This is a genomic window from Mycolicibacterium sp. XJ879 (genome assembly GCF_053483935.1).
In genome coordinates this window covers 453,127-470,688 of sequence record NZ_JBEFTH010000003.1, presented here as the reverse complement: position 1 = coordinate 470,688, position 17,562 = coordinate 453,127, and the positions used below count along the sequence as shown (strand labels likewise).

Annotated in this window: 17 protein-coding genes and 1 tRNA gene; 10 read left to right on the top strand and 8 right to left on the bottom strand. The window is 67.0% G+C overall.

Annotated features, from left to right (window positions below; all coding sequences use genetic code 11):
* The first annotated feature begins 19 nt into the window (after positions 1-19).
* Positions 20-673, top strand: a complete 654-nt coding sequence (locus ABQF13_RS09530) for a L,D-transpeptidase family protein (RefSeq protein WP_448392475.1) — start codon at positions 20-22, stop codon at positions 671-673.
* Between the two features lie 3 nt (positions 674-676).
* Here ABQF13_RS09530 and ABQF13_RS09525 read toward each other — a convergent pair whose 3' ends face one another.
* On the bottom strand, positions 677-1,135 hold the full coding sequence (locus ABQF13_RS09525) for a nuclear transport factor 2 family protein (protein WP_448392474.1): 459 nt from the start codon (positions 1,133-1,135) through the stop codon (positions 677-679).
* Between the two features lie 46 nt (positions 1,136-1,181).
* On the opposite strand from ABQF13_RS09525, the gene ABQF13_RS09520 reads away from it, so the two are divergent.
* On the top strand, positions 1,182-1,943 hold the full coding sequence (locus tag ABQF13_RS09520; RefSeq protein WP_448392473.1) for a DUF3159 domain-containing protein: 762 nt from the start codon (positions 1,182-1,184) through the stop codon (positions 1,941-1,943).
* Here the strand turns inward: ABQF13_RS09520 and ABQF13_RS09515 are convergent.
* Positions 1,927-3,432: an FAD-dependent oxidoreductase gene (locus ABQF13_RS09515; protein ID WP_448392472.1), complete on the bottom strand. Its 1,506-nt coding sequence runs from the start codon at positions 3,430-3,432 to the stop codon at positions 1,927-1,929. The genes ABQF13_RS09520 and ABQF13_RS09515 overlap by 17 nt on opposite strands.
* 110 nt (positions 3,433-3,542) lie before the next feature.
* Here ABQF13_RS09515 and ABQF13_RS09510 point away from each other — a divergent pair, with 110 nt between their 5' ends.
* Positions 3,543-5,207: an Hsp70 family protein gene (locus ABQF13_RS09510; RefSeq protein ID WP_448392471.1), complete on the top strand. Its 1,665-nt coding sequence runs from the start codon at positions 3,543-3,545 to the stop codon at positions 5,205-5,207.
* Between the two features lie 3 nt (positions 5,208-5,210).
* On the opposite strand, the gene ABQF13_RS09505 is transcribed toward ABQF13_RS09510, so the two are convergent.
* Complete coding sequence (locus ABQF13_RS09505; RefSeq protein WP_448392470.1) at positions 5,211-6,395, bottom strand: DUF7159 family protein; 1,185 nt, start codon at positions 6,393-6,395, stop codon at positions 5,211-5,213.
* Between the two features lie 63 nt (positions 6,396-6,458).
* The gene (locus tag ABQF13_RS09500) at positions 6,459-7,220 is read right to left on the bottom strand and encodes an SDR family NAD(P)-dependent oxidoreductase (RefSeq protein ID WP_448392684.1); all 762 of its coding nucleotides are present in this window, start codon (positions 7,218-7,220) and stop codon (positions 6,459-6,461) included.
* A gap of 99 nt (positions 7,221-7,319) precedes the next feature.
* Between ABQF13_RS09500 and ABQF13_RS09495 the strand changes: the two genes are divergently transcribed.
* Complete coding sequence (locus ABQF13_RS09495) at positions 7,320-8,009, top strand: VldE C-terminal domain-containing protein (protein ID WP_448392469.1); 690 nt, start codon at positions 7,320-7,322, stop codon at positions 8,007-8,009.
* Positions 8,010-8,488: 479 nt separating this feature from the next.
* Here ABQF13_RS09495 and ABQF13_RS09490 read toward each other — a convergent pair whose 3' ends face one another.
* The 3 genes from ABQF13_RS09490 to ABQF13_RS09480 form a co-directional block, all read right to left on the bottom strand.
* On the bottom strand, positions 8,489-8,896 hold the full coding sequence (locus tag ABQF13_RS09490; RefSeq protein ID WP_448392468.1) for a hypothetical protein: 408 nt from the start codon (positions 8,894-8,896) through the stop codon (positions 8,489-8,491).
* Between the two features lie 165 nt (positions 8,897-9,061).
* Positions 9,062-10,252 carry a Fic family protein gene (locus ABQF13_RS09485; protein ID WP_448392467.1) on the bottom strand — a complete coding sequence of 397 codons (1,191 nt, stop codon included), beginning with the start codon at positions 10,250-10,252 and terminating at the stop codon, positions 9,062-9,064.
* A gap of 126 nt (positions 10,253-10,378) precedes the next feature.
* Positions 10,379-10,452: transfer RNA gene (locus tag ABQF13_RS09480), tRNA-Gly, on the bottom strand.
* Positions 10,453-10,497: 45 nt separating this feature from the next.
* On the opposite strand from ABQF13_RS09480, the gene dcd reads away from it, so the two are divergent.
* The 6 genes from dcd (at position 10,498) to rfbA (ending at position 16,339) form a co-directional block, all read left to right on the top strand.
* Complete coding sequence (gene dcd / locus ABQF13_RS09475; protein WP_448392466.1) at positions 10,498-11,070, top strand: dCTP deaminase; 573 nt, start codon at positions 10,498-10,500, stop codon at positions 11,068-11,070.
* Positions 11,071-11,334: 264 nt separating this feature from the next.
* Positions 11,335-12,909, top strand: coding sequence for a DUF7159 family protein (locus ABQF13_RS09470; RefSeq protein WP_448392465.1), 1,575 nt, complete (start codon positions 11,335-11,337; stop codon positions 12,907-12,909).
* 110 nt (positions 12,910-13,019) lie between these two features.
* Positions 13,020-14,315 carry a cytochrome P450 gene (locus ABQF13_RS09465; RefSeq protein WP_448392683.1) on the top strand — a complete coding sequence of 432 codons (1,296 nt, stop codon included), beginning with the start codon at positions 13,020-13,022 and terminating at the stop codon, positions 14,313-14,315.
* 27 nt (positions 14,316-14,342) lie between these two features.
* Positions 14,343-15,089: a maleylpyruvate isomerase family mycothiol-dependent enzyme gene (locus tag ABQF13_RS09460; RefSeq protein ID WP_448392464.1), complete on the top strand. Its 747-nt coding sequence runs from the start codon at positions 14,343-14,345 to the stop codon at positions 15,087-15,089.
* Between the two features lie 18 nt (positions 15,090-15,107).
* Positions 15,108-15,473, top strand: coding sequence for a nuclear transport factor 2 family protein (locus ABQF13_RS09455; protein ID WP_448392463.1), 366 nt, complete (start codon positions 15,108-15,110; stop codon positions 15,471-15,473).
* Positions 15,473-16,339, top strand: a complete 867-nt coding sequence (rfbA, locus tag ABQF13_RS09450) for a glucose-1-phosphate thymidylyltransferase RfbA (RefSeq protein WP_448392462.1) — start codon at positions 15,473-15,475, stop codon at positions 16,337-16,339. The genes ABQF13_RS09455 and rfbA overlap by 1 nt, the downstream gene beginning before the upstream one ends.
* Here rfbA and ABQF13_RS09445 read toward each other — a convergent pair.
* The gene (locus ABQF13_RS09445) at positions 16,290-17,552 is read right to left on the bottom strand and encodes a YibE/F family protein (RefSeq protein ID WP_448392461.1); all 1,263 of its coding nucleotides are present in this window, start codon (positions 17,550-17,552) and stop codon (positions 16,290-16,292) included. The genes rfbA and ABQF13_RS09445 overlap by 50 nt on opposite strands.
* Positions 17,553-17,562: the final 10 nt, after the last annotated feature.

The window sequence follows — 17,562 nt, the reverse complement described above, 5'->3', positions numbered from 1 at the left end:
CGCGACTTAGCATGGTTGCGTGCGCCGGCTGTTGATCTTGATGTGCGCCTTGGTGGCGTTGGTCGGCACCGCCGCGGTCGGGCGCGCCCAACCCGCCCCGTGGTTCGCCGACTCCGTCGGATCGGCAACGCAGGTGATTTCGGTTGTGGGCGTGGGTGGTTCGAAGGCCAAGATGGACGTATATCAACGCACCCCGGCGGGCTGGCAGCCGATCGGAGTGGCCATCCCCGCCTGGATCGGGGCCAAGGGGATCGCGCCGCAGACCCACGACGGCCAGATGAAGACCCCGATGGGGGTCTTCACCCTCGATTTCGCGTTCGGCACCGAGCCCAACCCCGGCGGCGGTCTGCCCTACGTGCAGGTCGGTCCGGACCACTGGTGGGACGGCGACATGAAAAGCCCCACCTACAACACCATGCAGGTGTGCAAGAAGGCGCAGTGTCCGTTTGACACCGACCCGGCGAGCGGCACCGAGAACCTCGACATCCCGCAGTACGTGCACGCGGTCGTGATGGGCGTCAACAAAGCGCGTGTCCCCGGCAACGGCGGCGCCTTCTTCCTGCATGCCACCGACGGCGGACCGACGGCGGGATGCGTGGCGATCGACGACGACATGCTGGTCAAGATCATGGCTTGGCTGCGCCCGGGCGCGCTGATCGCGATCTCGAAGTAGACCTCAGATGTTCAGCGCACGACCGGGTTTCACCTTGAAGTTCAGTGCTTCGGTGGACATCGACGCGTCGTAGGTGCGGTCGTAGCCGGTCTCGCAGATCTTCCAGCCGTCGCCGGTGCGTCGGTAGCGGTCGTGGTAGAACCCGGCGCCGATCAGCATGAAGTTGAAGTCCGGGGCGATCACCCGGTCCTGCAGGTACCAGGTCGCCGACGCCTCGTCGCCGTCGACGCGGATCTCGGGGTGGGTGACGCGGTGCTCGGTGATGATCTCGGGCCCCAGCGAATTGCGCATGAACGTCACCAGCTCGTCGCGGTTGGTGAAGTGATGCTCCTCGCCGATGGACTCGCCGTACCTGCCGACCACGTCCTCGGTGAGGGTGTCGGCGAACTCGTCCCAGAACTTGGTGTCCAGCGCGCGCAGGTACCGGTACTTGACTTGTTTGATCTCATCGATGTCGCCCATGGTCGACATTGCAGCACAACCGCCCAGCACCGCATAAAGTGCCACCATGAAATTTGTCGACGGGTACCTCAGGTCGCCCCTCGCGGGCATCGCACCGTGGATTCTGATGGGGATCATCAACGGTCCCGGCCGCTTCGAAGAGGCCGCCTCTGTCGCGCTGGCACTGTCGCTGCTGACGCTGTGGGTCGGTGCGCGCCGCGGCGTGCCCGTGCACCTGCTGGAAGCGTTCACCGTCGCCTACTTCGGCGTTCTCGCGGTGCTCGGCCTGGTGGCCTCCGACCGCGTCATCGAATGGCTGCAACTGTGGGCCGGCGCGCTGAGCAATGTCGCGCTGGCGGTGTTCGCGATCATCACCCTGCTGATCCGCAGACCCTTCACCCTTGCCTATGCCAAGGACACCACACCCGAAGAGCACTGGGACAGCCCGGTGTTCTTGCGGATCAACTACGTCATCTCAGCGGCCTGGGCCGGTGCGTTCCTGTTCTCCGCCGTGGCCGGCGTGTACGGCGACGCCGTGCTGGGCGACAACGACAACTTCTGGACGGCGTGGATTCTGCCGATCGGCGCGATGATCTTCGCCGTGTCGTTCACCGAGTTCTACCCGGACTACGCCACCGGGGAGAAGACGTCGATCGCCGCGGCCGTCGACTGGTTCCCACCGTTTGTCACCGTGGTCGGCATCGTCGGATGGGTGAGCGACGCGCTTCCCGACATCCCGGCGATCGCGCTGATCGTCGTCGGCGGGGCGGGGTCGGCACTGATGAAAAGGCTCGTGCCGGACCAGGCGGAAACTACTGCGCCGCAGTGAGGTTGCGCGTCGCCGGGCCCTCCAGCAGGGTGCCGTCAGGGGCGAACCGTGACCCGTGCAGCGGGCATTCCCACGCCTCGTCGGCGTCGTTCCAGTTGACGATTCCGCCCAGGTGCGGACACACCGGCGACACCCTGTGCTCGACGCCGTCGACGACGCTGCGGGCCTCCAGATCCCATGGGGGACCGCTGACCACACCGCCCTCATCGGGCGTCCGGTCGCCCATGCGGGTCGCCGGGGTGATCCAGCCCCGCGCCAGATACATTGCCACCTCGAGGTTGAGCTGCATGGCTTTGGGAATCCCCGACAGTTCGTGGGGGCTCCAGCTGGAAAAGGCCTCGGCCCAGTCCATCCGCCCGCCGAGGATACGGCTCGACAGCGCCAGCGCCGCCGCCGTGCCGTTGGTCATCCCCCATTTGTCGAAACCCGTTGCGACGAAGATCTTGTCGTGGCCGGGCAGGATGGGCCCGACATAGGGCAGCTGGTCGATCGGCGTGTAGTCCTGCGCTGACCAGTAGTTGGTCTGCATCGCGCCGGGGTAGTGGGTCTTGGCCCACGCGTCGAGTTCCTGCACCGACGACGCCGGGCTCTTCTGGTGGCCGACCGGGTGACCGGCGCCGCCGACCAGCAGCCGGTCGCCCTCGGCCGTCGGCGCGTACCGGATCGACCTGGTCGGCGAATCTGCTGAGATGTACATACCGCGGGTGATGTCGCCGGGCACCTGATAGGCCATGCAGTACGAGCGGCTCGGCTCCAGGCGCGCGAAGAATCCGCCACGGTCGAGGATCGGAATGCCCGTGGCGAGCACGCATTGCTTTGCGCGCGTGTCGAACTCGGCGCCGTCGTTGGTGCGCACGCTGAGCTTCAGGCCGTCGCCTTCGTTCGAAACCTTCTGCACCCGAACGCCTTGCGCAAGCCGACCACCGCGCTCGTCGAGCTCGACGATCAGGCTGTCCAGCAGCGGCATCGGATCGAACTGCGCTTGATCGGCCAGCCGCACCCCGCCCGCGAACGGAAACGGCACCCCGGCCTCGTCCACCCACGACACGTCGAGGCCGGCGGACTTGCAGGCCGCCAACTCCTCGCGCACCGACGGCACACCCTTTTCGGACTGCGCGTAGGTGTAGGCGTCCTCGCGCTGCACCGAGATACCGTGCGACTCGCAGTGCCCGATCAGCCACTCCAGGCCTTCGCGGTTGCCGTCGACGTACTGCTTGGCCTTTTTGACCCCGTGCTTGCTGACGATCTTCGAGATCTTCGTGCTCTGCAGCAGGGAGATCTTGGCGGTGGTGTTGCCGGTGGCGCCGGCGCCGGGGAACAGCGCCTCGAGCACCAGGACGTCCTTGCCGGCCCTTGCCAGCAGGACAGCGGTGATCAACCCGGTGATGCCCGCGCCGACGACCACGACGTCGGCAGATCGGTCGGCATCGACCATCGGATTGGCTGGAGTCGCTCGGTTGGCGCGGTTTGCTAGCCACAGTGACGTCATGGCTTGCGTAGTACCCGTTCCGGTCGGTCCAAAACCGTGACGGCCGAACGTCGTTGGACCGGAGTGTCGGACGGGTTTCGGCAGGTGCGACGGCTATCGTGTGGTCCGTTATGAGCGACCCGTTGGGGTTGTCGATCGGGACGACGAACTTGGTCGCGGCGCGTATCGGCAATCAACCCGTGATACGACGTTCCGTGCTGGTCGACGCCGACGGCACGGTGTTCAGCGGTTTCGTCGACCGCGTCGGTGACGCCGTGCCCTTGGTGGCGGCCGACGGATCGACGCATCGGGCCGAACAACTGGTGGTCGACGCGCTGACGGAGCTGGTGCACGCCAGCGGAGAGCCGCCAGCAGACATCACCATCGCCGTGCCCGCGCACTGGACACCGGCGTCGTTGGACGCACTGGGCAACGCGATGCGCGCCAGCGCCGTGCTGGCGCCGGCGCGGCTGCTGTCCGACGCCGTCGCCGCGCTGACCGCGCTGAAAACCAACCCCGGCCTCACGCCGCAGGGCGTCGTCGTCCTGCTGGATTTCGGTGGCGGCGGCACCAGCATCACGTTGGCCGACGGAGGCGCGGGGTTCGAACCGATCGACGAGACCACCCGTTATCTCGAGTTCTCCGGCGACCACATCGACCAGGCGCTGTTGCGCCTCGTGCTCGACGAGATCACCCGAACCGGTGAAGTCGATCCCGCTGCCACCGCCGCGGTGGGATCGCTGGCCCAGCTGCGCGACGAATGCCAGCGCGCCAAGGAGCGGTTGTCGACCGAAGAGGTAACCGAGGTGGTCGCCGAACTGCCCGGACACCGGTCGTCGGTTTCGGTGTCGCGGCCGCAGCTGGAGGAATTGCTCGCCGAACCGCTGGCCGGACTTCTGGTGACGCTCGATAATACGTTGCAGCGCAACCGGATTGACTGGATCAATGTGTCGGCGGTGGCGATGGTCGGCGGCGGTGCGAGCATCCGGCTGCTCGGGCAACGGCTTGCCGGGCATACGGGCGCGCCCGTGATCACCACGCCGCAGCCGGCGCTGGACGCCGCTGTCGGTGCCGCGCTGTACGCGGCTTACAGGGCGGTCGCCGAGGCCGAAACCGGGTTGGCGCCGGCCCCGCTGGTCGACGTCGAGGCGTCGGAACCATCGACGGTCGGGGCGCTGGCATGGTCGCAGGACGATGCCAGCGCTGAAGATCCGGTGCCCTACACCGGCCCGGAGTCCTACGACACCGGCATGACCGCGTCGCGACCTCCGGTGCAGTACGTGCCGCCGACGGGGCCGATCGATTCGCCCCGCACCTGGCAACGGCTCCCGGCGCTGGCGGTCGGCGTGGCCGCCGCCGTCGCGTTGATCGCCGTCGGCGGGGTGGCGATCGCGCTGACCGGCGCGACCGACACCAGCAACACCCCCGAGGCGCCGCGCACGTCCGCTGCGCCCAGCCCTCCCGCGTCGCCGCCGCCGACCAGCGCGCCGCCGCCGAGCCCGCCCGCGGAGACCGTCACGGTGACCAGCGACCCGCCGCCGCCACCCGAGACCACCCAGGCATCTCCGCCGCCGCCGTCGACGGCCGTCACCACGACCACGCCGCCCACCACAACCACCACGACGACTACGACTACAACGACCACTACGACGCCGCCCACCACCACCACCACGACGACGACGCCCACCACCACGACGACGACGGTTCCGCCGGTGACGACAACCCACTTGGTCGTGCCGGGCGTCGGGTCGATCCCGATCCCGGTGCCCAACAACCAAAATCCGCCGGCGCCCTGACGGTCAGCGCGGGTACGGATATTCCGGTTCGTGGAACCGGTTGATGATCGGGATGCGCTCGATGATCCGGTCGCGCAGCCTCGGCTTGGGCGCGGGAACGTAGGCCGGCTGCTGCGGCGGCGGCACGTAAGCCGGCGCAGGTGGGGGCACATACGCAGGCGCCGGCGGCGGGTAGGCCGGGGTGGGCGGTGCGACCTCGGGCGCCGGCGGCGGGACGTACTCGGGCGGGTCGTACATCGGTTCGGCGACGGGCGCCGCGGGCGGCGGCGGAGCCGCGACGGCAATGGTCTGGGCGAGCACCGGGCGGGCCTCGGCCGGCGTCGACACCTTCTTCTCCGGCGGCGCGGGTGCGCCTGCCGGTTCCTCAGCCGGGTTTGTCGCCGAGGCGGCCTGCGGCTGCTCGTCCGGGGTGCCAGGAGACAAGCTCAGCACGACGGCCACGGACAGCGACACCACGAACGTCAGCACCGCGGCGGCAAGGACCGAAGCCAACGCGCCCACCTTGGATGGCGCCTTCGACCCGGCCGGAGCCATTTCGTTGACGGCATGTGCCGACGCCAGGGCCGCCCCCCGGGCCAGCGCCACGTCGGCGTCGGCGGCCGATACGACCGGACACTCCGCCGCGTCGGTGAGGGCGGCCACGACCACGTCGAGGTCCTCGGCCGAACCGAGGACGAAGATCGCATCCGGATTCCAACCGTCGAGTTGCGACAGCGCCAGCACCCGGCTCGACAGTTCCACCACGTCGGCGCCGTCAAGCGGCCGGGCGATCCGGTCGACCGTCGCGCCGGCGGGCTGGACGGCCGCGACCACCGCCGCGTCCGGTTCGACGATGCAGACCGCGAGATCGTCGTAGCCGCCGAGGCCGGCGAGCCCCGCGGCGAGCACGTCGGCGGCCTCGAGTTCGGATACGGCGATCACGTTGGCGAACCCGCGGGCGGCCAGCGCGTCCAACACGTCGGAGGCCGCGATTTCGGCCTCGTTGGTCCACGTCACGCCGATGGCGTGGATGGAACCGTCGACCTCGTCGGACAGGACCACGTCCAGCAGATCTTCGGGGTCGACGGCCGCGGTGAGGGCGCAGGCGCCGCGGTGAACGGTGTCACCTTCGCCGGTCGTTCCTTCGACCAGCACCCAACGAACAGCGCTGGACGTCATCGATAGACCCAGCACGAGGTTCATGGCCATGCCCCCATCCGCTGACGATCGGCTCAGAGGTTACCCCTCCACTCAGCGGCGGTATCCACTCCCTCAGGGCCGAAACGTCACGCCGCCGTCGACGCTGATCGTCTGGGCGGTGATGAAGCTGCCGTCGTCGGAGAGCAGCAGCGCGGCCAACGCGGCGATGTCGTCGGGTGCGCCGAAGCGGGACTTGATCATCTGACGGGCACGAGCCTGTTCGACGACGCCGTCGGGCATCGGCTGCTCGTCGAACTTGTAGTGCCAGATCAGGCCGGGAGCGATCGCGTTGGCGCGGATGCCCTTGGGTCCGTACCGGCGGGCGATGTGGCGCATCAGCGCGAGCTCGGCGGCCTTGCTCATCTGGTAGGACACCCGGGTGCTGGCCGCGTTGTAGGCGTCGGCCGAGGCGGTGAACACGATGGAGCCGCCGCCGTTGTCGATCATTGCCGGTATCGCGTGCTTGGCGCAGATCACGAAACCTCTCGTGTTGACCCGCATGACCTCGTCGAACACCTCGAGCGGCAACTCGACGACACCGCCGGGGAGGTACGCGTCGGCGGTGTTGGCGAAGTTGACGTGCAGGCCGTCGATGCGGCCGAAGGTGTCCACGGCCGACCGCACGATAGCGGCGACGGAGCCCTCGTCGGCGCCGTCCAGCCTTACGCCGCGGACCCGTTCACCTGAGCGATCGATGTCGGCGACGACGCCCGTCACCAGGTCCTCGTCGAGGTCGCCGACGACCAGCAACGCGCCCTCGTCGGTGAAGCGCCGCGCGAGGCCATTGCCGATGCCGCCGAGCCCGGCGAGGATGACGACCTTGTTCTCGAGCATTCCGGTCACGGGTCGATCTTGCCCCCTGACCTGGGCGATCGCTCAGCGGGGGTGGCAGCGGTTGCGGCAAATGTAACGAATTGATATAGGCTGCAGCCCGTGGGTCGCCATTCCTTAGCCACAAAGCGACGGAGGCCGCCGATCGGGCTGGCTGCGATCATCGCCCCTGCCGCGGTGCTTTTCGCGGTCGGCGGCGACGTGCCCGCACCGGCCGAGACCAGCCGCGAGGCCCCCGAACCCGTCGTGACACCCGTTGAGAATCAAGCGAGCGCCGAGACCGCGACGCCGTGCTGTGTCGAGTTGGTGGCTGCGCCGCCGACCGCGCCACCGTTCATCGTCGACGAGCCCGATGCGGCTCCGCCACCCGGCGAGGTGTTCGCCGCGTCGCGTCTGCGGATAGTCGACCGAGCGCTGCCCGCCGGCATCGCTCCCGAGCGCGGATTGCAGGTCAAGACGATCCTGACTTCACGGGCCATCAGCGAGGCATTCCCGGAGATCAGCAATATCGGCGGTGTGCGACCGGATTCACTGCGGTGGCATCCCAACGGGCTGGCGCTCGACGTGATGATCCCGAACCCGACCAGCGCCGAGGGCATCGCGCTCGGCAACGAGATCGTCTGGTACGTGCTGCGCAACGCCGAGCGGTTCGGCATGCAGGACGCGATCTGGCGCGGCGTCTACTACACGCCCGATGGTGCGCAGGGTTCCGGACATGGGCATTTCGACCACGTCCACATCACCACGACCGGCGGCGGATTCCCCGACGGCGACGAAATCTACTTGCGCTGAATTTCTTGGCGCTGAAATAGCGCGTAGGGTCGCGCGCACGCGAATTACAGTGCCCTGAGCGCTATCTCGGGCTCAGTGGTGCCCGGAGTCGTGTTCCGTGCTGTCCACCGGGGAACCGATGCCGGCGGTGGGCGGCGCCGGCGGGACGGGCGCGGGTACGCACGTTGGGGTGCCGTCGACAACGGATTCGGCTCCGATGCAAGCAGGTTCGGCGAGTGGTAGTGACGGCGTTTCGTTCAGCGCGGCTAACGCGGGCGCCGCAACGAGCGCGCCGCCGACGGCGGCTGCACCAATGAGTCGGCGGGTAGACCGTGGCAGATCGAACATTTCGCACCTCTCAAATGGAGGAATCGAGACTATCGGCGTTGGCGTGTCCAGCGTTGGAATTTACGCAAATTGACACAGTGGTAACCCAGTGGGGGAAGGTCGCTGCTGAGCTGTCACCACGGCCACGTGTGCGCGTCGTGCGGTCAACGAGGTCAACCGACCTTGCGCAAGTGGAACGGGCTGTGCGACACGACTCCGCCTTCGCAACCGTAGTTGGAGTCCGACGTCAACACCCCGTTGAGCGTCACCGGGTCGATCGACATCGACACCACAGCGGGTTCGTAGTGGCCGTCGGCGCAGGTCAGACCACCGGGCTTGGAAACTGTGAAGATCCAGCGGCCATTGGCATATGTGGTGGGGGTCTGCCAACCCTCGTTGCTGGCGACGGTACCGGTGCAACCGGTCGGGCCGCAGCTGGTCGCGAACGTCCAGACGATCACCGAGTCACCTTCGACTTCGCTGTAGTTGCCGTTGAGCAGCGCCGGATCGGCGGCCGCAGTGGCGGCGAGGGCAATGCCGGCGAATGCGGGCGCGGCGACGACGGTGGTCAAGGTGCGCAAGACTTTTGTCATAGTGACTGAGGAATTTAACGGTCATGTCAGCCACTTGACGCCAGCGACGCGCCTGCGTCGCCGAATCGCAACCTGCGGAGCCGATGACGGGAATCGAACCCGCGTTCTCAGCGTGGGAAGTCGTTCAAAGAGTTCTGACGCTCCTCCTACGTCCTAGAGCCTTACGCGCTCCTCACGGTTGATCGCATTGAGGATCTCCGGTGCGACAAACAGCCGGTCTTGCCGGCGTCCCGTGATCTCCATGAGGACTCCATGTTCAATCAATTTGCCCACTGCCTGGTTTGCGGCTTGAAACGATCGACCCAAAAGGTCTCTGACGGTTGGTACGTCGATCACCGGGTAGCCGACCAGTACTTCTGCGATTTCTACGGGTGATCCGCGCATGCCTTTGCCGCGCAAGTCCGCAACCAGCCGGTCCCTGATGCGTAATAAGCATTGGATCTTGGCGAGACCCTCACGAGCCTGCACTTCAACAGCGTGAGCGAATAGTTCGACCCAGGGGCTGAAGTCTCCAGAAGTTGTGACGGCCAACAAGCCGTCCTGATACTGCTGCCGCCGAGCTTCGAACCACGGAGCGATGTTCAGTACCGGCCAGCGGAGCTCGCCAGCCTGCATCACCTGCAAGAGCGCTATCAGGCGGCCCAGTCGACCATTGCCGTCGCTAAATGGGTGCAGTGTCTCGAATTGGTAGTGCGCAATTGCCATTTTCGCCACGATCAATAGATCGGAGTTCTCATTGACCCAGTCCTCCCAGGCGGCGAAGCCTGTCTCGAGGTGATCGCCAGCCGGACATGGAACGAATCGAGACTCTTCAATGGGCCTGGTTTCGGCACCGATTGCCACCTCATGCGGCCTGAGATCACCTGCATCCGCCGTGTCACCCTTGGTCCCGCGAACGATTATCCGTTGCAGCTGCCCGAGAAAGCTGCGTGAGATCCTCCGCTCCCTGATGTTGTGAACTGCGAGCTCCGATGCCTGCACGTAGTTGCGTATCTCGCGTTGTTCGAACGACATCTGATTTTCCTGCAGGAAGTCAGCCTCAAGAACTTCCTGGAAGCTGGCGTACGTCCCCTCGAGTGCCGATGTACTCGCTGCTTCCCGTCGAATGATCGGTCGAACGAGAATCTCTGGTCGAGGCAGTTGCGCAACGGCCTCATCGAGGCGGGCGATGGCCATGGCGGCTTTTGACGCGCACGCCACGGCCCGTGCGGACAAATTGGGAGCAGCCGGCAGGGGAATAGGTAGGTATGCCCAGTAGTGCCATTCCTCCATGCTGCGAGGATCCGTCCCACTGATCGGTACCAGTTCACCGATCGGCGACGCGCGGACTGCTTCGAGTTCCATAGTTCAACCTTATACCCCATTAGGTTGAATGTTGACGCTCAAGCTCAACGTAGGTTGCGCCCACCCCGCCTTGGTTGAACTGCATACGGGGAAGTTCAACTAACGGGGAAGCGCGGCAGTTCAATGTGGAGCCGGTGACGGGAATCGAACCCGCGTTCTCAGCTTGGGAAGCTGATGTTCTGCCATTGAACTACACCGGCCGGTTTGAGCACGAAGGCTAGCATTCGAGCGGCTACGCTCGTCGCGTGCTGCTCTCCGACCGCGACATCCGCGCTGAAATCGCCGCCGAGCGGCTGGGCCTCGACCCGTTCGACGACACCCTGATCCAGCCGTCGAGCATCGATGTCCGCCTGGACAACCTGTTTCGGGTCTTCAACAACACTCGCTACACCCACATCGATCCGTCGCTTCAGCAGGACGAGCTCACCAGCCTGGTACAGGCCGCACCCGGTGAGCCCTTCGTGCTGCATCCCGGCGAGTTCGTGCTCGGCTCGACGCTGGAGCTGTGCACGCTGCCCGACGACCTCGCCGGCCGCCTGGAAGGCAAGTCCTCGCTGGGCCGGCTCGGCCTGCTGACCCACTCCACCGCGGGCTTCATCGACCCCGGCTTCTCCGGGCACATCACCCTGGAGCTGTCCAACGTCGCCAACCTGCCCATCACCCTGTGGCCGGGCATGAAGATCGGACAGCTCTGCCTGCTGCGGCTGACCAGCCCCGCCGAGCACCCCTACGGCAGCGCCAAAGTCGGCTCCAAGTATCAGGGCCAGCGCGGTCCGACGCCCTCGCGGTCCTATCAGAACTTCCTCAAATCGACCTGACTCGAGTCCCTCGTTGACCCTGCGCTGAGGGGGTCTCGGGGCGTACTTTTTGCGCCCTGGACGCAGCGTGAACTGACTTGCGCGCACCGCCGTTGATCCGAGTAGGGTCGAAGTGCCGATACAAAAGTTGATCGCCATCAGCTAATGGCATTTTGGGATGTAACGCGGCTCCTGCCGATGCCGATGAACTACTAGTCGCCGGTTTCTGCGAATCGCGGGGCGACACGAAAACCTTGATAGCGTAGCAAACTTTTTGGAGGGTTCGTGGACATCGTATTAGGTGTGTCGATGACACCTACGACGGTCCGCATGGTGCTGGTCGAAGGGGAGAAGGCCGACGGCGTCACCGTCGACCACGACGTCTTCGACGTCAACGGCGAGCCCGACTCGGCAACGTCGAGCGCGCCCAACCAGGTCATCGACGCTGTGCTCGGCACCAAGGAGAGCGCCGAGACCGGCGGGCACCATCTCAAGTCGATCGGCGTCACCTGGAGCGACCACACCGAAGCCGCAGCCCTGCGTGAGGAATTGGCCGCCCGCGGCATCGACGACGTCATGCTGGTCTCCGACGGTCACGCTGCCGCCTCGCTCGCCCAGGCGGTGGGCCGGGCCGTCGGATACGACACCACCGCGCTGCTCTTCCTCGACCGCGACACCGCGACGCTGTCGGTGGTGCAGACCGGCGACGGGTCGGTGGTCAAGGTGCTCAGCCGCACTCTGCACAGCGACGACGCGATGGTCGTGCTGACCGAAATGGCCGCCGCGGTCGACGCCCAGGAGTCACCGCCGCAGGCCATGTTCGTCGTCGGCTCCGGCGTCGATATCGCCTCGGTGAAGAACCACCTCGAACACCTCGTTAGCCTGCCCGTCAGCGCACCCGACGAACCCGACCTCGCGCTGGCCCGCGGCGCCGCGCTCGCCGCCGCCAACGCCCCCGCGTTCGAAGCGTCCACCGTCGGGCTGGCCTACTCCCAGGACCCCGACGGCCCCACCGCCGGTAGCGCATACGCCGGGCTGGCCGCCGGCGCCGCACCGCTGCTCGACGGTGACGAGCCCGCTACCGACTTCCACCCGATCGGTGAGGAGCGCAAGCCGTTCCTGCTCGTCGGCAGCGCGCTGACGTCGATCTTCGTCGTCGGTGTGGTGGCCCTGGTCATCTCGTTGGCGGTCAGCATCCGCCCGACGGCCGATCAGCGACCCAGCCCCGGGCAGAGCGCGATCGTGCCCAGCGCCGTCGCCCCCGCGCCACCGCCCGTGCAGCAGGAAGCCCAGCCGGTCGAGGCACCCCCGCCGCCACCTCCGCCGCCGGCCGAGACCATCAAGGCCCCGATCCCCGTCGTGCAAGAGGCTCCGCAGGCCCCGCCGCGCACGGTGTACGTCGAAGCGCCCGCTGCGCCCGCACCTGCACCCCCGCCGGCTGCGCCGCCACCACCTCCTCCTCCCGCGGCGCCTGCGCCTGCCCCGGCGCCGGCCCCCGTGGCTCCGGCACCGGCCCCGGTGTACATCCCTCCGCCCGTGTACAACCCACCGCCGATGTGGTATCCGCGGCAGCAGAATCCGTGGTATCCGCCGCGGCCGACCTACGACCCGCCGACGCCCACCTGGACGCCGCCCAAGTCGCCGTGGGACCCGCCATGGGAGAAGCCCGACAAGCCGCGCAACCCGAAGTGGCCGCCGTGGGAGAACGGCTCGGGCTCGCGTGGCTCCGACTCGGACAGATCTTCGGGGTCACGCGGTTCGGGTGACTTCGGTCCCGGGTCCCGTGGTTCCAACGGGCCGTCCGGGCGCGGCGGTTCGGGCGGTTCGGGCAACAACTGTTTCCTGATATTCTGCAGTTAATCGCCTGCCAAAACACCTGAGCAGGAAGCACTTTTAGGAGTGTCATCGTGCACGACGGTCGCCCGCGTCGACGCAACGGCCCGATCAAACAACGGGCCCGATGGGTGGCGATGCACGGGGTCGTGCGCGCGCTCGCCCGGTTGGCCGCCCGTCGCGGCGATTTTCAGGGCAGGCTGATCGCCGATCCCACGATCCGGAACGATCCCGCCTCGTTCACCGAGGAACTGCGTGCGCGCGGTCCCCTCGTGCGCGGTCGGGCCGCCTACCTGACCGTCGAGCACAAGATCATCAACGATGTGCTGCGCTCCGACGACTTCCGGGTCTTCGCGATGGGGTCGAACCTGCCCAAACCACTGAAATGGGTGACCGACCGCACCAAGACCGACATGCTGCATCCGTTGCAACCGCCGTCGATGCTGTCGGTCGAACCGCCGGATCACACCCGCTACCGCAAGCTGGTGTCGTCGGTGTTCACCACCAGAGCCGTTGCGGCACTGCGTGATCGGGTGCAGGAGTCGGCCGACGCAATGCTCGACGAGATGGCTGGCACCTCTGGTGCCACCGGCACCGTCGACATCGTCGAGCGCTACTGCTCTCGGCTGCCGGTCAGCATCATCAGCGACATTCTCGGCGTCCCCGACGAGGCGCGGCCAAACATTCTGGAGTTCGGCGAACTCGGCGCGCCCAGCCTGGACATCGGCCTGCCGTGGAAGATGTACCGCCAGGTCAACCGCGGCATCGAAGGGTTCAACGACTGGCTCGTCGACCACCTGGCCGAGCTACGGCGCAATCCGGGCGAAGATCTGATGAGCCAGATCATCCAGGCCAGCGACGAGGGCGCCCGGCTCAACGAGGAAGAGCTGATGGCCACCGCGGGTCTGGTGCTGGCCGCGGGCTTCGAGACGACAGTCAACTTGCTGGGCAACGGAATTCGCATGCTGCTGGACAACCCCCAGCATCTCGACACCCTGGCCGCCAGGCCTGAACTGTGGCCCAACGCCGTCGAGGAGATCCTGCGGCTCGACTCACCGGTGCAACTCAGCGCGCGAATGGCGCGCAAGGACACCGACATCGCCGGCACCCGGGTGCGCCGCGGCGAGATCATCATCCTCTACCTCGCCGGCGCCAACCGCGATCCGAACGTTTTCGACGACCCGCACCGCTTCGACATCGAACGTGAAAACGCGGGCAAGCACCTGTCGTTCTCCGGTGGCAGGCACTATTGCCTGGGCGCGGCGCTGGCGCGCGCCGAAGGTGAGGTCGGGTTGCGCACCTTCTTCGAACGCTTCCCCGACGCCCGGCTGGCCGGTGCAGGCAGCCGACGCGAGACCCGGGTGCTGCGCGGGTGGTCGGCACTGCCGGTCACGCTCGGCAAGGCGCGCGCCCCCATCGGTTCGACGATCTAGCCGCAGCAAGTGGGTTAAGTTCGGGGCGTGGATTTCCGAGGGGCGCTGCTCGAACAGACCCGGGCGTTCGGGGAACTGATCCGCAGTGCAGACCCGTCAACGCCGGTTCCGACCTGTCCGGAATGGACACTCAAGCAGCTGTTTCGCCACGTCGGACGGGGAAGCCGGTGGGCCGCACAAATCATCGCGCAGCGTCGGATGACGCCGGTCGATCCGCGCGAGGTGCGGGACGGCAAGCCACCCGACGATCCCGACGGCGCGATCGACTGGCTGAACGGCGGTCCGCGGGCCGTCTTCGCCGCGGTCGACCGGGTCGGTTCGGAGCGGGTGTGGACAGCGGCGGGGCCGCGCCCGGCCGGGTGGTGGGTCCGCAGGCTGTTGCATGAAGTGGCGGTGCACCGCGCCGACGCCGCGCTGGCGCTGGGCGCTGACTACGACCTGCCCGCCGAGGTGGCCGCCGACGGCATCAGCGAGTGGATCGAATTGATGTCCATCAAGGCCAGCCGAGCCGGCGCCCCCCTCGATCGCGGCCGCACCATGCACCTGCACGCCACCGACGACGGCCTCGGGCCCGCCGGCGAGTGGACCGTCGCCCACGCCGAAGACGGCGTGACCTGGACGCACGACCACGGCAAGGGCGACGTCGCACTGCGCGGTCCGGCAAAGGATCTGTTGCTGGCGATCATGCGGCGACGCAGCGCCGCCGACACAGGAATCGAGATCTTCGGCGACGAAGCGGTGTGGGAGAGCTGGCTACAGCGCACCCCGTTCTAAATGGGTACCTTCCTGACCATGAGCACCTCAGAGATCGCCACCGTCCTCGCCTGGTACGACGCGCTCAACGAGCGTGACCTGGACACCCTGGCATCGCTGTCCAGCGACGACGTTGAGATCGGTGACGCCGACGGAGCCGCCCAGGGCCATGTCGCGCTGCGGGAGTGGGCGCAGCAGGAGGCCGGTGGAAAAGTCGAGACGGGCCGGCTGTATGTGCACGACGGCGTCGTGGTCGCCGAGGAACTGTCCGGTGATTCGGACGCAGTGGCGTCGGCGTCGGCGTTCCGGGTCGTCGACGACCGCGTCACGTCGGTGTTTCACCACGGCGACCTCGCGTCGGCGCTGGCCGCCACCGAACTGACCGAAAAGGACCTCAAGAGCTGATGCGCGGCATCATTCTCGCCGGCGGGTCGGGCACTCGGTTGTACCCAATCACGATGGGTGTCAGCAAGCAGCTGGTACCGGTGTACGACAAGCCGATGATCTACTATCCGTTGTCCACGCTGATGATGGCCGGTATCCGCGACATCCAGGTGATCACCACACCCGACGATGCGCCGGCGTTCCACCGATTGCTCGGTGACGGTTCGCATTTCGGCATCAACGTCACCTATGCGGTGCAACACCAGCCCGACGGGCTGGCCCAGGCGTTCATTATCGGAGCGGACCACATCGGAACCGGGCCAGTGGCATTGGTTCTGGGCGACAACATCTTCTACGGCCCCGAACTCGGCACCGGGCTGCGGCGGTTCCAAGACATCAGCGGCGGAGCAATTTTCGCCTATCGGGTGTCCAACCCATCTGCCTACGGCGTGATCGAGTTCGCCGAGGACGGCACCGCGCTGTCGCTGGAGGAGAAGCCCGCCACCCCGAAGTCGCACTACGCGGTGACCGGGCTGTACTTCTACGACAACGACGTGATCGAGATTGCACGGTCGCTGAAGCCTTCTGCTCGAGGCGAATACGAGATCACCGAGATCAACCAGACCTACCTCAACCAGGGCAGGCTGACGGTCGAGGTGCTGGCCCGCGGCACGGCGTGGCTGGACACCGGAACGTTCGACTCGCTGTTGGATGCCTGTGACTATGTGCGCACCATCGAGCGGCGCCAAGGTTTGAAGATCAGCGTGCCCGAGGAAGTTGCGTGGCGCGTCGGCTTCATCGACGACGAGCAACTGGCATCACGGGGATACGCGCTGCTCAAGTCCGGCTACGGCGCGTATCTTCTGGGGCTACTGGAGGAAGGCTAGCGATGCGCGGAGTGGCCAGCACGGCCGCGATCGCGGTCGTCAACGGCACCGACAGCGCCAGCGCGATGCCACCCACCGCAGAACGCGCGATCTCGATGGCCACGCTCTCACTCGTCAGCACGTCGCCCAGCGACCTGTTGGCCACACTGAACAACAGCAGCAGCGGCAGCGCACTGCCCGCATACGCCAGCACCAGGGTGTAGACGGTGCTGGCGATGTGGTCGCGGCCTACCCGCATGGCGCCCACGAACACGGCCCGGCGCGAACTGCCTTCCAACTCGGCCAGCTCGAACACCGTCGACGCCTGGGTGACGGTGACGTCGTTGAGGACACCCAGCGAGCCGATGATGAACCCGGCCAACAGCAGACCGGTGATCGATACGTCCCCGAGATACGCTGCAACGGTGTTGTTTTGGTCCTCCGACAGTCCGGTCAGGTGCGCCGCTTCGATGGCCACCCAGGACAACACCGCGGCCAACAGCAGCGACGTCAACGTGCCAAGCAACGCCGCGCTGGTGCGCAGGCTCACCCCGTGCGCCAGGTAGATCACCGCGTAGAGGATCACCGCCGAGGCCACCAGCGCGACTGGGATCGCGGCCGCGCCGTCGCGCAGCGCAGGCAGTAGGAAGACCACCAACACCAAGAACGCGACCACGATGCCGACCAACGCGCGCAACCCACGCCATCGGGCGACGGCCACGACCACGACCGCGAACACCACGGCGAGCGCGATCAGCGGCCACGTCCGCTCGTAGTCGTAGAACGAGTATGTGGTGGTGCCGGCGTCGTCGATCTGCCTGCTGATGCGGACCTGGTCGCCGACGGCGAGGTTGGGCTGCCCCGGCCCGCCGCTGAACTCCAACAAGGTGTTGGCGCCCGTATTGGGCCCGGAGTCGATCGCGATGAGCGCCTGCACGCAGGTGCGTGCAGCGTCGCTTTGAGCGGGCACCGGTGCGGCGGTGAGGACCCGCCCGCTTGACGGGCTGCCGCAGGCGGCAAGGCTGCTGGAAAGCACGTGCCCGGCTTCGGTGGTGACCGCGCCGCCCGCCGCGTTCTGAAACGGCAGGGGGATGTCGGCCTTCTGCTGGCTCGGCCACAACCACGCGGCGCCCGCGAGCACGGCGACGCCGATGGCGATCAGCAGTCCGACGACGACCTTCGCAGCCAGGGGGCCCAGCGGCGCCGGACCGCTCAGGGAATGGGAGTGCGTCACCCGAACAGGG

Excerpts from the sequence above, each read along its gene's own strand:
- ABQF13_RS09520 (WP_448392473.1), top strand. The coding sequence starts at position 1,182 with ATGAAATTTGTCGACGGGTACCTCAGGTCGCCCCTCGCGGGCATCGCA.
- ABQF13_RS09505 (WP_448392470.1), bottom strand. The coding sequence starts at position 6,395 with ATGGCCATGAACCTCGTGCTGGGTCTATCGATGACGTCCAGCGCTGTT.
- ABQF13_RS09465 (WP_448392683.1), top strand. The coding sequence starts at position 13,020 with ATGCACGGGGTCGTGCGCGCGCTCGCCCGGTTGGCCGCCCGTCGCGGC.
- ABQF13_RS09525 (WP_448392474.1), bottom strand. The coding sequence starts at position 1,135 with ATGGGCGACATCGATGAGATCAAACAAGTCAAGTACCGGTACCTGCGC.
- ABQF13_RS09515 (WP_448392472.1), bottom strand. The coding sequence starts at position 3,432 with ATGACGTCACTGTGGCTAGCAAACCGCGCCAACCGAGCGACTCCAGCC.
- rfbA (WP_448392462.1), top strand. The coding sequence starts at position 15,473 with ATGCGCGGCATCATTCTCGCCGGCGGGTCGGGCACTCGGTTGTACCCA.
- ABQF13_RS09510 (WP_448392471.1), top strand. The coding sequence starts at position 3,543 with ATGAGCGACCCGTTGGGGTTGTCGATCGGGACGACGAACTTGGTCGCG.
- ABQF13_RS09500 (WP_448392684.1), bottom strand. The coding sequence starts at position 7,220 with ATGCTCGAGAACAAGGTCGTCATCCTCGCCGGGCTCGGCGGCATCGGC.
- ABQF13_RS09455 (WP_448392463.1), top strand. The coding sequence starts at position 15,108 with ATGAGCACCTCAGAGATCGCCACCGTCCTCGCCTGGTACGACGCGCTC.
- ABQF13_RS09485 (WP_448392467.1), bottom strand. The coding sequence starts at position 10,252 with ATGGAACTCGAAGCAGTCCGCGCGTCGCCGATCGGTGAACTGGTACCG.